Raw genomic sequence first — 13,042 nt, 5'->3', positions numbered from 1 at the left:
AAACCAACCAAGCGCATTGCCGCCTGCGGGATTAATCCGATAGGCGGCAATGCGCTTGATTACGTTTACGTTGCTCAACTTTTTCTCTGCGAAACAGACGATTGCAGTTTTCCCATCAGCTTTGGCCGAGAGTCTTTCGTGCCGTTCAGCTTTGCAATGCTGTTTTCAAAACTTACCTCAACGCCATCGGCATTGTAGCGGCACGTAACGGTATCATAATGGGCCGTTTCGATAAACCGCCACGTCATAACAAAGGTGTTGGGGTCCTGCCATCCGCCACTACCGGCCACTTTCGAACTGGTTTCGCCTGGCACCGGCGTAGACACCAGTTTGAGCGGAATGGTCGAAAAAGTCGTACTACCCTCTACCCAGCGGTTTATTCCGCACGTAACCTGATGGTCGCCCCGGTCATCCTGCAGTTTAAAAATGCAGCCGTCCTTGCCAAACGTCAGGGAAGCCGTTTTGGCTTTCAGCGAGTTATCCGCGAACGTGTAGGTATTCCCGCTGATTTGCGTCGCTGCCGATGAAGGTGATTGCAGACTGGGCGGAGCCAGGGCCAACGTGGCCAGTTTCCGTTTTAAAGCATCCTGAGGCAGCTTATCCACCGACTTGCCCGAATCCTGAACGGCGGGCAGAATATGATTCCATACGGCGTCCAGAATGGCCTGCATATCCCCTGTTTCGGAAGTGATGGCAACGACCATATCTTCTTTGGGGAGGACAATGCAGTACTGGCCGAACGCGCCATCGCCCCGGTACGCATCATGGCGACACCGCCAGAACTGATAGCCATACCCCTGAAGCCAGTCGTTTTCTTCGGCTTTACGTTTACCCCCGGCCGACTGAATCTGAAATCGGGTAGCGTCCGCAATCCAGGCCTCGGGCAGCAACCGTTTGCCGTTCCACATGCCTTTCTGCAGATACAGCTGACCGAACTTGGCAATGTCTTCCGTGCGCAAACGGAGTCCCCAGCCGCCGGTATTGATTCCGTTTGGATCAACCTCCCAGTCTTCGCCGTTGATGCCCAGCGGCTCGAACAAACGCGGTTTCAGGTACGCGAGCACCGTTTTGCCAGTAAGTTTCTGCACAATCGCCGAGAGCATATAAGTCGCGGCACTGTTGTACACAAAGTGCGTTCCCGGTTCATGCTCGACCGGCAGCGCCAGAAACGCCTTAATCCAGTTTTTTTCACCGGAGCCTCGGACAGCCGGTGTTGCGTCCTTATCATGCCCGGTCGACATGGTCAGCAGGTCTTTCACGCGCATAGCCGCCAGATTGGCGCTGATGGTAGCGGGCGCATCGGCCTTGAAGAACGAAACAACCTTATCATTCACCGTCAGGCGACCTTCTGCCACGGCCATGCCAACGGCCGTCGACGTAAAGCTTTTGCTGAGCGAGTACAATGTATGCTTCAACTGGGGCGCATACGGCGCCCACCAGCCTTCGCCCACAACCCGCCCATGCCGAAGTACCATCAGGCTGTGCAGGTTTAATTTTCCGGCTTCAACGGTATTGACAAAATTCAGCAGGCCACCCGAGGCCACGCCCTGCGCTTCGGGCAGGCTGCGCGGCAGGCTGAGTGAACGGGTCGGCGAAGCCCAGCCAACCGTGTCGAAAGTAGCGGCTATACTCAGACCGGCTGCGCCAAAGCCCAGTTGCTTGAGAAAGAGTCTGCGATCCAGGCCCATCGTAGTAAGAACGTAGTTAAGTGATACGCTTAGATACCGGGTTAATCAACCTGGCCTCGGTTATTCATTGAACTCTATACTGTTAAGCTGAATGATATTGTTGCTGGGTTTATCGCGCTTGACAACCACGACGTAAACATCGTGCTTGCCGGTAATGGGCTTGTCCAGTTGGGCCGTCACCTGCCCGGCGTTTTTCCAGTCGCCCGTTGCTTTGTAGGGCGTTCGGTTCACCACGGGCCCGGCATAGGAATCGAGCCGCAACTCTATTTCACCGTCTTTATCGAGCGATGAATAATCATACGTCAGCGACTTAATACCGGTCATGTCAATCCCCTTCAGCAGTACGTATGCCTTATGGCCACCGGCCGACAGGCGATTGCCCCATCTTGGGAAACCGACGTAAGCATCGGCGTCGAGGGTTCTGACTTTAGCCGGACGCAGCGAAACAACATCGGTGCTGGTGATCGGTCCAACGACCTGTCCACCGTTATCCGTGTATGCGGCCACCAGCGTATACTGCCCGCGTGGCTCGTCGGCTTTGTGGTCGGTCAGGGCAAGCGTTCCCTGTAGCGGAACTGTTTTCTGCTTCTGCTCATCTGTCAGCGAGAAAATATACTTCACCATCTCCTGCGCGTCCTGGGCCGGAATCTGCGGGTGGGCGCTCATCAGGTGATCTTTGCTCCAGTTGCCGCCACCGCCTTCGATAATTTTTTTCGCCAGCCGCTCAACCACGCCGGGCTGGCCTTTGTACCGGCTGGCCACGGCCAGGAACGTAGGCCCGACGGATGGTTTATCAATCGTGTGGCAGGCTTTACAGTCGCTGCCCGCGATCAGGGTTTTCCCGAGCGAGCCGTTGCCAATTGCGGCCAGGTCCTGGTGGCCCTGCTGCGGAGCCGCAGTCGGGGCATTACCCGGCTGAGCGCTATAGGCGTAATAGACCTTGATACGTTTCGGGTCAATCTTCTGATCTTCCTTATCGCTTACCTTGACGGAATATGTAAATGGTTTGCCCGCCCAGAAGAACGACTTATTACCCGGCGTCGTAATGGCTACCTCGGGTTTGGCATTGCCGACTTTGACGACAACCGTATCCATCGCCACCAGCCCCGTCTGATCACTCACTTTCAGAATAGCATTATAAACGCCGGGCTGTGTATACGTATAGGTCGCGTTGGGCTGGGTGCTACCTACCGTTTTACCGTCGAACAGCCACTGGTAGTTCAGTACATCATCCTGATCGAGATCCGTACCGCGACCACTGAACTTTACCCGCAGCGGGGCCTGTCCAACGGCTTCACGAGTGGCGGGGCTGTTCCGGTTGTCGGAGGTAAGGAACGAGCGGGCGCTGGCCTGCGCCGTAGCCAGTGAATCAACGACGGTCGCGCGGGCAACGGGCGCCCGGTTGCCGGTATTGTATTCGATTTTAACCAGGCGGGCATCGTCGTTATCGGCCCCGTACACCGAACCGTATTCGAGCATATACATCACGCCGTCTTTGTTGAACGCCAGATCAATAGGTCGCCGGAAGTCGCCATTGGTCGCCATGAAGGGTTCGTTGCGAATATAATTATCGTTCTGATCGACCCGCACGGCCATCACCCAGTTACGCATCCAGTCGAAGATGAACAGCATGCCATCGTAGTAGGCCGGGAATTTATTCTTCGAGCCCGAGTTCTGGTCGTGCGTATAAAATGCACCGGCCATGGCGCTGCGACCACCCTGTCCAACTTCCGGAAACTCTTTGGAAGCCGCATACGGATACCAGATCATAGCCGGATTGGCCGGGGGCAGAGTCTTCATGCCGGTGTTATTCGGCGAACTGTTGACCGGCGCGTTGGAATCGAAGCGGGGACCGGCTACGTTCGTGGCAAAATCCAGGTCTGGATACGGCTGACTATTGCCGATAAACAGCGGCCAGCCGAAATTACCCGGTTTCTTGGCCTGATTGAATTCATCATAACCCCGCGGCCCAATCGTACTGTCTTTGCCTGCATCCGGGCCGATTTCGCCCCAGTACAGTACCGACGATTTAGGGTTTACCGCAATCCGGTACGGGTTTCGCAGACCCATCGTGTAAATCTCGGGGCGCGTCTGGGCCATACCTTTCGGGAAGAGGTTTCCGTCGGGAATGGTATAGGTTCCATCCGGCTGGGGACGAATCCGCAGCACTTTCCCCCGCAGATCGTTGGTGTTAGCCGCCGATCGCTGCGCATCGAGGGTCAGATGGTCGGGCCGCTCGTCGATTGGCGCGTACCCATTCGACGGAAAGGGGTTGGTATTGTCGCCGGTAGAGAGATACAGGTTTCCTTCCTTGTCCCAGGCGAATGAACCGCCATGGTGCGCGCTGGCTTCAAACTCGTGCGGAATTTTCAGCACCACTTTCTCCGAAGCCAGATCGATCGTATTGTCATCCTTGATCACAAAGCGCGACAGATGATAAACCGGATCTTTGTCTGCCATCGGCGAATAATACAGATACAAATAGTGGTTCGTCGCGAAGTTTGGATCGACCGTTACGCCCTGAACGCCAAAGCCCTGTTTCGTTGATACCGAAAACTTGTGTAGAATCTTGTGCTCGTTGGTTCGCGGGTTATAGACCGACAGATTGCCGCTCCGCTCCGTAAAGAACACACGCCCGTCGTCGGCGATGGCCAGTTCCATCGGCTCGTTGAGGTCGTTGACCAAGACGGTCTTGACAAACCGGTTCTCTTCCGGCATCACAACTGCGTACGATTTGCTGTAATCCAGAGGCTTGCCGTTGCCCATTACGTAGTTCAGGCCGCCTAACAGGTGTTTTACGAACAAGGGCTCGCTGAAGCTGGCGTCTTCGTGACCGCCACCGGTATAAAATGCCCGACCACCGTCAAACTCATGATACCAGGCAATAGGGTGATTAGCGCCGTTTGTTCCGCCATCATAGGTATTTTCGTCCAGGTTCGCCAGAACGTTCAAATCCGTATAGAACGAACGGTAGTTGTACCATTCGTCGGTACGCTCCCAGTGGTCGGGCAGGTGGGCCGTAGATAGGTGATTTTTGTCGGTTACGTCAACGGTTGCTTTGCGGACGTTGGAATTGCTGGGGTGACTGGAAAAATAAGCCCCCACCAGCTTGTTGTACCACGGCCAGTCATATTCCGTATCGGCAGCGGCATGGATACCCATGTAGCCACCACCCGCCTGAATGTACCGCTCAAAGGCAGCCTGCTGAACGGGGTTCAAAACGTTACCGGTTGTGCTCAGGAACACCACGGCCTGGTAATTCCGCAGGCTGTCGTCATTGAAATAGTCGGCGTTCTTAGTGGTATCGACCCGGAAGTTGTTTTCGGCGCCCAGTTTCTGGATGGCGGCAATACCGAAGGGAATGGACGTGTGTTTCCAGCCTTTCGTTTTCGAGAAGACCAGCACCCGTTTGGGGGTTGCTGGTGTAACGGCTGGCGGACTGGCAGAAACTGTTGTCTGCTTAACGGCTTTCTGGGTATTCAGACAGGCGTAGAGACCAACCGTGGCTCCGGCTGCTACAAGCAAACGAAGATAATGCTTCGTTGATGACGGTAACCAAATCATAATACGGCAAGAGTTAAGGGCTTACGTTTCGTGGCAAAGTCTGACAGGCGACCTGCGTCTTCAGGCTGTCAGGAAAGGTTCGTGGATAGTAAGTCATATTGCCCTATAAACTACCCACTAAGCCGCGCTCAACCGTAAAATAGCTAACGATGTCTTTCTGAAAATGCCCTCAGTCGTCAACCGAACGAAGTATTTTGAACGGAATAGATACGGGCGGCCTTTAAATAAGCTAATCTATTTTCTAAATAGATTTCTATCTTTAAACTCGCTCCTGTTCAATCAACCCTTCAATTGCCGGGTAAGCTATGCAGCACAATACCTTGGACAAGCCTAACCTATCGGTTCATAATCAACAACCCATGCAGGGATTAGGTCCATATACTCTGCTCGACGCATCCGTCGAAGAAGCGTTCACGAACATTGCCCATATTCTGACGCAGGTTTTTCAAACTCCTGGTGCGCTGATTTCGCTGGCGGACCAGGATAGGGTTGTTTTCAAAGCCAACGTAGGCCTGTCGGACGCTGACGCGCTGGATTTAGCCGGCAGGTTGTGTTCGCAGGCGTTGCACACGACTGAGGCTCTCGTTTTTGACGATCTTCTGGAGGAGCCTCATCGATCGACTCTGCCATTTGTGGCAGGTGCGCTAACCTTACGGTTCTTCGCCGGCACCGCCATTCGGACGTCCAATGGAATCCCCGCCGGTACGATCTGCGTGCTGGATACGCAGCCACGATCCTTTTCCGAATCAGATCGACAGATGCTACAACGGTTCGCAGCCCTGGCGACGCACCAGCTCGATTTGCAGCTGCCGCTTGTCAGCGATACAACTGTTCGTACGGAAACCGCCCTCCACCGCAGCCGGTCCCTGATGCACGACACGCTGTCGGCCGGGTTGGTCGCAACCTGGTTCTGGGATATTCAGGCCAATAAGCTCTACGCCGACGGTGACCTGGCCCGTTTGTTTGGCGCTGATGCAGAACAGACCGCCAGCGGAATGCCTATTGAATCGTTCGCCGACTCGGTTCACCCCGACGATCGGGAACACGTACGAACTCTGTTCCAGCAGGCTCTTGCCAGCGGCAAAAAATTTGAGGCTGATCATCGGGTAATCAACCCCGAAGGCGAAGTACGCTGGGTTATTGCCCGGGGACGGTTTGACTACAACGATCAGCGTGAGCCTATATCCTTTCTGGGAGTACTGGTTGACATCACCGACCGAAAACTGGCCGAGCTAAAACATCAGGAAGGCGAAGAGCGGCTAACCCTGGCGATGGAAGCCGCGTCGTCGGGCACCTGGGATTTCGATCTTCTCACGGGAAAGGCTCAGTGGTCGCCCAACTGCAAACAGCTATTCGGACTGCCGCCTGACGCGCCCATAACAGCGGATGATCTGCTGGCGCGCGTCCATCCCGCCGACCGGGAGCGGGTTCGGCTCGCGAACCGGCGCGCCATTGATCCGGAAGGCGATGGCGACCACGACGTTGTTTTCCGCACGATCGGTGAGGCCGATCAGCAGGAACGCTGGGTTCGGGCAAAAGGCAGAACGGTACGGAACGATCAGGGACGGATTGTTCGCTTCGCCGGAATTGTCGTAGACATTACGGAACTGAAACAGATGCAGGAGGCCCTGCGAAAAAGCGTTGAAGAGCAGGAAAAACAAGTGCAGGAGCGCACGCAGGAACTGGGTGAAACCAATGAGAAACTCCGGAAATCCAACGAACGGCTGGAACAGTTTGCCTACGTAGCCAGCCACGACCTGCAGGAGCCCCTTCGTAAAATTCAGTCGTTTGGCCAGATTCTACACAACGAGTATGCCCCCGCTTTAGGCAGTGATGGGCAGGATTTACTCCGACGGATGCAGTCGGCGGCTGAACGGATGTCTACACTTATTCATGACCTGCTCAACTATTCCCGGCTCTCGACCAAACGAGATTCTTTCCAGCCCGTAGCACTGGAAACGCTGGCCAACGACGTACTGTCTGACCTGGAAATGCGAATTCGGGATACGCAGGCCACCATTCATGTCGACCCGTTACCCGTGGTCATGGGCGATACTCATCAGTTGCGGCAGCTTTTTCAGAATCTGCTGTCCAACTCACTTAAGTTTACCAGACCGGGCGTAACGCCGGTTATCGCAATAAATCACCGGCTTATTCTTACTACTGACTTACCCTCGACCGTCCGGCCCGATCATGAAGCGCCGGCCTACCATCAGATTAATTTTAAGGATAATGGGATTGGTTTCGACGAAAAATACCTGGAACTCATCTTTCAGGTATTCCAGCGGCTGCACAGCCGCACCCAGTTTGCAGGCACCGGCATTGGGCTGGCCATCTGCGAGAAAGTGGTCGATAACCACAACGGAGTAATTACCGCCACCAGCCAGCCCGGACAGGGAGCCACATTTCAGGTTTATCTCCCAGCCGACCAGCCGACTACTAGCTGAGCAGGCTCTTAACTCAGGTGATGATTTGCCTGCATTCAGGTTAACCCGATAATAGCTAATATTGTCGGTCAACTTACGCAACGAGTAACCCTTTTCATGAAACACGTCGTACTCATTCTATTTTTGCTGATAACCCTGACGGGTAAGGCACAGACCAACCCCATCCATCTCATCCCGCAGCCCGTTGACGTCAAACCGCTGACGGGCAAGTTCCTGCTCACCAAAACCACGGTTATCAGCTATACACAGCCCCAGAGCCGGTCAGTTGCAGAGATGCTTGCCGAAAAGCTCTCGACCCCTACGGGCTACGGCTTCAAGGCCAGACAGGGCCGCGTTACGTCGGGGAAAACGGCTGCGCCCGGTAGCATTGAACTCAGTCTGAATACAACGCCAAGCGCTCAGTTAGGCAATGAAGGCTATACGCTGGAGGTCTCTCCCAGGGCGGTCAAGCTGTCGGCCAATCAGCCAGCCGGGCTTTACTACGGAATGCAGACGCTGCTTCAGTTATTTCCTAAGGAAATGGCGAGCAAAACGCTGGCGCAAAGCACCTGGTCGGCTCCCTGCGTTCAGATTACCGACTACCCCCGTTTTGGCTGGCGGGGCGTCATGCTGGACGTAAGCCGACACTTCTTCCCCAAAGAGGACGTAAAGCGGTTCATCGACGAGATTGCCCAGTTAAAATACAACACCTTTCACTGGCATCTGACCGACGATCAGGGATGGCGGATTGAGATCAAATCATTGCCGAAACTCACGCAGGTTGGCGCCTGGCGCGTACCCCGCGTCGGTAAATTTGGTCAGCTGGAAGCGCCCAGGCCCGGCGAAGCACCAACGGACGGCGGTTTCTACACGCAGGACGACATTCGGGAAATTGTGCGCTACGCCCAGGAGCGGAACGTAACGATCGTGCCCGAGATTGACGTACCCGGCCACAGCATGGCGGCCATTGCAGCCTATCCCGAACTTTCGTGTACCAGGGACACCAGCACGAAAGTAAACCCCGGCAGCAACTTCGCCGAGTGGTTCGGTAACGGCACGTTCAAGATGTTCATCGACAACACACTGAACCCGTCGGACGAAAACGTTTACGTCTTTCTGGACAAAGTCTTTACCGAAGTAGCTCAGTTGTTTCCCAATTCCTACATTCATGCCGGTGGCGACGAGTGCTACAAAGGCTACTGGGAAAAAGACCCCGGCTGCCAGGCCCTAATGCAGAAAATGAACATGAAAAACGTTGAGGAACTACAGGGTTATTTCATGAAACGGGTAGAGCAGATTCTGAAACGTAAAGGAAAAAAGCTTATTGGCTGGGACGAGATTCTGGAAGGCGGCATTGCTCCCGAAGCAACCGTAATGAGCTGGCGGGGCATTAAAGGCGGTATCGAAGCGGCTCACCTGGGGCATAATGTGGTGATGACGCCAAGTCAATACGTTTACATTGATCTAATGCAGGGCGATCCGACGCTCGATCCGCCCATTTATAGCACCGTACGTCTGAAAACCAGCTATAACTTCGAGCCTGTTCCCGAAGGCATTGACCCCAAGTTCATTCTCGGCGGTCAGGCGAACCTGTGGACTGAAGCTATCAACACCATCAGTCATGCGGAGTACATGACCTATCCGCGTGCCTGGGCGCTGGCCGACGTGTACTGGTCGCCTAAAGACAGTAAGAACTGGGCCGCTTTTGTGCCCCGCATGGAAACGCAGTTCGGGCGCGCCGATCAGGCCGGTATCAATTACGCTCGTAGCGCCTACGACCCTATGGTTACAACCGTCCTGAAAGGCGACAAACTCGTGGCTACCCTGGATGCCGAAATCCCTGACCTAGATATCTTTTATACGATTGATGATAGCGTTCCTGGTCAGTATTCTCCTAAATATTCTACGCCCATCGAGATTCCGGAAGGACCCGTTACCCTCCGGGTGATTACGTACAGAGCAGGCAAACCCATTGGTCGAATGCTCACCCTGAAACGCGACGAGCTAAAAAAACGGGTGAAATAAAAACGGGGCTGGATCTGGATCCAGCCCCGTTTTTTACGTGAAAACCAGTTGGTTGTAAGCTTATTTTGTTTGTTGGGCCAACCCAAAACTTTTCAGGTTTGTCAGAGCAATAACGTTGATAATCTTCCACTGACCGTTGATTTTCTCGACTACCCGTGATTCCTTCGAGGTGGTTTTGCCATGGCTGTCTACCAACGTTTGGTCATAGGCCACAAAGGCCATGTTGCCGTTCTGGTGAATGTTGTAATTGGAATTCTGCACCACGACTTTATCCGTCACCTTTTTGCTTTTGAACTGGCTGGCGAACTGTTTTTCCAGGTTATTCCAGCCCTGGACTAACAAAAAGTCTCCGCCGTACAGATTAGCCGCAAAGTTAATGTACGGTGTATGCGCCCAGGCATTTGCCCACTCCGCCTTGTCTCGTTTGAAGAAGCCTTCCGTCTCACTGCGAAGCACTCGCTTGATAGCGTCATGATCCGCCTGAGCCAAACTACCCGATACTGTGCCGAAAAAAACGGCCAATGCTAAAAGGTAAGTTTTCATAGCTGAGGACTATTTAGTTCCTCATCAAGGTAAACGGTGAAGTTATAATATGCAAGTATTTTCTTGTGCTTTTAGAATAAATAGTATATTTTATCTGCTTGGTTTACTTACAGGGGTAGTAAAGTAAGCATTTGCCTGCCTTCGTCTAACAAATTGGAAAATTGATAGCTATCCAGGCCGGCCTAACGACCGTAGAATAAACATTTGTTGGTTTCATCCTGCTTCTTTCTTCAGATTTTTCGCAAGCGGAATATTGCGTAATCTCAACGAATCCAGTTAGTTTAGCAGGCAACCTAAGCCTTTTAGCCATGAAAAAGCGAACATTTATCAAACTATCTTCTGCCTTAATGACAGCGCCTGTATTTTCTCCCCTGACCGATTGGCTTGCTGACGATAAACTGAAAAACTGGGCCGGTAACTATGAATACAGTACGGATAAACTTTATCCGGCCAAATCAACCGGGCAGGTTCAGGAGATTGTTAAGAAATACAGTAAACTGAAAGTGCTCGGTACGCGACACTGCTTCAACAGCATAGCCGACAGCCCCCACAATTTTATCTCGGTCAGGCCAATGGATCAGGTTGTGGCGCTGGATACAAACGCGCGCACCGTCACCGTCGACGCGGGCATGAGTTACGGGCAGTTGTGCCCATATCTAGAAAGCAAAGGGTTTGCCCTGCACAATCTGGCTTCACTACCCCATATCTCTATTGCCGGGGCCTGCGCCACGGCAACGCACGGCTCGGGGGTGCGTAACGGTAACCTGGCCACCTCCGTGTCGGCACTGGAAATCGTCACGGCAAACGGCGACGTGGTCAAACTGTCCCGCGAAAAAGACGGCGAGACCTTCCGGGGCGCGGTGGTTAATCTGGGCGCCCTGGGCGTAATCACGCACGTTACGCTCGACGTTCAGCCCACCTTCCGGATGCGACAGGATGTCTACGAGAACCTGCCGATAGCACAGTTAAAAGACAATTTTGAGGCTATTATGTCGAGCGGGTACAGTGTCAGCCTGTTCACCGACTGGCAGAAAAACCGCGTCAATGAAGTCTGGATCAAACGCCGAGTTGCCAAAGGCGTCACGCTGACCGCTAAACCCGAGTTTTACGGAGCCAGACTCGCCACCCGCAATCTCCACCCCATAGCCGAACTATCGGCCGAAAACTGCACGGAGCAGATGGGCGTACCCGGTCCCTGGTATGAGCGTCTGCCGCACTTTCGGATGGGTTTTACGCCCAGCAGCGGCAAAGAATTGCAGTCAGAATACTTCGTTCCCCGCCAGAACGCGGTGGAGGCCATTCTGGCCGTAGAGCGTCTGCGCGACCAGATAAGCCCGCACCTGCTGATTTCTGAATTACGTACCATTGATGCTGATAACCTCTGGATGAGCACCTGCTACAAGCAGCCCAGCCTGGCCATTCACTTTACGTGGAAACAGGACTGGCCCGCCGTCCGGCAGGTGTTACCCCTGATCGAGAAAGAGCTGGCCCCGTTCAAGTTTCGGCCCCACTGGGGTAAATTATTTACGATGTCGCCATCGCTGCTCCAGTCGCGCTACGAGAAGCTCACCGACTTCAAGCAACTGGTTAAGCAATATGACCCGCAGGGCAAGTTTCGCAACGACTTCCTGCAAACAAACCTGTATAGCTAAGATCTGGCCGTATAATCGCCCTGGCCACAAAACTAATCCGATAGTGCCTGTCACTCAACCCGACCCCGCGCCAATCACACGTCATTTGCGGGCTATGTTTGGCTCCCGTTTGTTAATTGCCGCTGTTCATCACCTGCGCGTCTTTGAAACGTTACGGATCGAACCGCTTTCCCTGGCCGAGCTACGAAGCCGACTCCAGTTGAGCGAGCGCCCGGCAATGGTGTTGTTTCCGGCGCTCTGCGCCATGGGCTTACTTGCCCATGATGAGTCTGAGCGTTTGTTCATCACTGAACTGGGACGTTTCCTGATTCATGGCCAGACGCCGAACCTCACGGGCTATACAGGTCTGGAGCAAAGCGATCCGGGGGCGCTGGAGATGGCTGTGCGGTTAAAGAACGACGGCCCGCTGGATACTACCCAGGGCATTTCGTTCGTCAAAGAAGGCGAAGGACCCTCTCCTATGGACGACCCCGGTCTGGCCCGTACCCTGACGCTGGGCTTGGCCGGACGCGCCCGCCATCTGTCTCCCCTCGTAGCGGCTAATCTTTCAACGCGCCAAGGGCACCTGCTGGACGTAGCGGGCGGCACGGGTTATTATACTTACGAATGGCTGCTGGTCAACCCAGAATCGACGGCCACCATTCTGGATCGGCCAGCCGTACTGACCATAGCGGCCGAACTGCTGGATGAGTTTGTCCAGAGTGGTCGGCCGGGAGCCGAAACCATTAAAGGTCGGGTGACGTTCCTGCCGGGCGATATGCTGACCGACGAGCTGCCCCAGACGGATCTGCTTCTGGCGGCCAGCCTCTTTCACGACTGGCCCACCCCAACCTGCCAGCAACTGGCCCATCACTTTGCCGCAGCCCTGCACCCCGGTGGCGAACTCTGGGTACACGACGCCTTCCTCAACGATACGCTCGACGGTCCACTGGCCGTTACGGACTATTCGGCACAACTCTTCTGGAACACTAAAGGCCGGTGCTACAGCCGGGCCGAATACCGAAGCTGGTTCACGCAGGCAGGTCTGGAACCAACCCAGGACGCCTTCCCGACCCAGATGGATTACGGCCTGATCCGGGCCCGAAAGCCAGATTGATACCCAACGGTCAACCTTGCCGGAACGAATAAGCTCTTTACGTATCCA

General features: G+C 54.4%; 7 protein-coding genes. 4 read left to right on the top strand and 3 right to left on the bottom strand.

What is annotated here, in order from left to right; all coding sequences use genetic code 11:
* Positions 1-74: 74 nt before the first annotated feature.
* Complete coding sequence (locus tag HNV11_RS03625) at positions 75-1,688, bottom strand: serine hydrolase domain-containing protein (RefSeq protein ID WP_171738364.1); 1,614 nt, start codon at positions 1,686-1,688, stop codon at positions 75-77.
* Between the two features lie 60 nt (positions 1,689-1,748).
* Positions 1,749-5,252: a ThuA domain-containing protein gene (locus tag HNV11_RS03620; protein ID WP_171738363.1), complete on the bottom strand. Its 3,504-nt coding sequence runs from the start codon at positions 5,250-5,252 to the stop codon at positions 1,749-1,751.
* 305 nt (positions 5,253-5,557) lie between these two features.
* On the opposite strand from HNV11_RS03620, the gene HNV11_RS03615 reads away from it, so the two are divergent.
* Positions 5,558-7,699 (top strand): GAF domain-containing sensor histidine kinase, encoded by a 2,142-nt coding sequence (locus HNV11_RS03615; RefSeq protein WP_171738362.1) that lies wholly within the window; start codon positions 5,558-5,560, stop codon positions 7,697-7,699.
* 96 nt (positions 7,700-7,795) lie between these two features.
* On the top strand, positions 7,796-9,703 hold the full coding sequence (locus HNV11_RS03610; RefSeq protein ID WP_171738361.1) for a beta-N-acetylhexosaminidase: 1,908 nt from the start codon (positions 7,796-7,798) through the stop codon (positions 9,701-9,703).
* A 60-nt stretch (positions 9,704-9,763) separates the two neighbouring features.
* Here HNV11_RS03610 and HNV11_RS03605 read toward each other — a convergent pair whose 3' ends face one another.
* On the bottom strand, positions 9,764-10,246 hold the full coding sequence (locus HNV11_RS03605; protein ID WP_171738360.1) for a Cif family virulence factor: 483 nt from the start codon (positions 10,244-10,246) through the stop codon (positions 9,764-9,766).
* A gap of 308 nt (positions 10,247-10,554) precedes the next feature.
* Between HNV11_RS03605 and HNV11_RS03600 the strand changes: the two genes are divergently transcribed.
* The gene (locus HNV11_RS03600; RefSeq protein WP_171738359.1) at positions 10,555-11,898 is read left to right on the top strand and encodes a D-arabinono-1,4-lactone oxidase; all 1,344 of its coding nucleotides are present in this window, start codon (positions 10,555-10,557) and stop codon (positions 11,896-11,898) included.
* 94 nt (positions 11,899-11,992) lie between these two features.
* Positions 11,993-12,994 carry a methyltransferase gene (locus HNV11_RS03595; RefSeq protein ID WP_394353883.1) on the top strand — a complete coding sequence of 334 codons (1,002 nt, stop codon included), beginning with the start codon at positions 11,993-11,995 and terminating at the stop codon, positions 12,992-12,994.
* Positions 12,995-13,042 lie beyond the last annotated feature (48 nt).

The sequence above is a fragment of the Spirosoma taeanense genome (genome assembly GCF_013127955.1).
Taxonomy (GTDB): Bacteria; Bacteroidota; Bacteroidia; order Cytophagales; family Spirosomataceae; genus Spirosoma; species Spirosoma taeanense.
This window is presented reverse-complemented; position numbering and strand designations above follow the sequence as displayed.

Excerpts from the sequence above, each read along its gene's own strand:
- HNV11_RS03625 (WP_171738364.1), bottom strand. The coding sequence starts at position 1,688 with ATGGGCCTGGATCGCAGACTCTTTCTCAAGCAACTGGGCTTTGGCGCA.
- HNV11_RS03620 (WP_171738363.1), bottom strand. The coding sequence starts at position 5,252 with ATGATTTGGTTACCGTCATCAACGAAGCATTATCTTCGTTTGCTTGTA.
- HNV11_RS03615 (WP_171738362.1), top strand. The coding sequence starts at position 5,558 with ATGCAGCACAATACCTTGGACAAGCCTAACCTATCGGTTCATAATCAA.
- HNV11_RS03610 (WP_171738361.1), top strand. The coding sequence starts at position 7,796 with ATGAAACACGTCGTACTCATTCTATTTTTGCTGATAACCCTGACGGGT.
- HNV11_RS03605 (WP_171738360.1), bottom strand. The coding sequence starts at position 10,246 with ATGAAAACTTACCTTTTAGCATTGGCCGTTTTTTTCGGCACAGTATCG.
- HNV11_RS03600 (WP_171738359.1), top strand. The coding sequence starts at position 10,555 with ATGAAAAAGCGAACATTTATCAAACTATCTTCTGCCTTAATGACAGCG.
- HNV11_RS03595 (WP_394353883.1), top strand. The coding sequence starts at position 11,993 with ATGTTTGGCTCCCGTTTGTTAATTGCCGCTGTTCATCACCTGCGCGTC.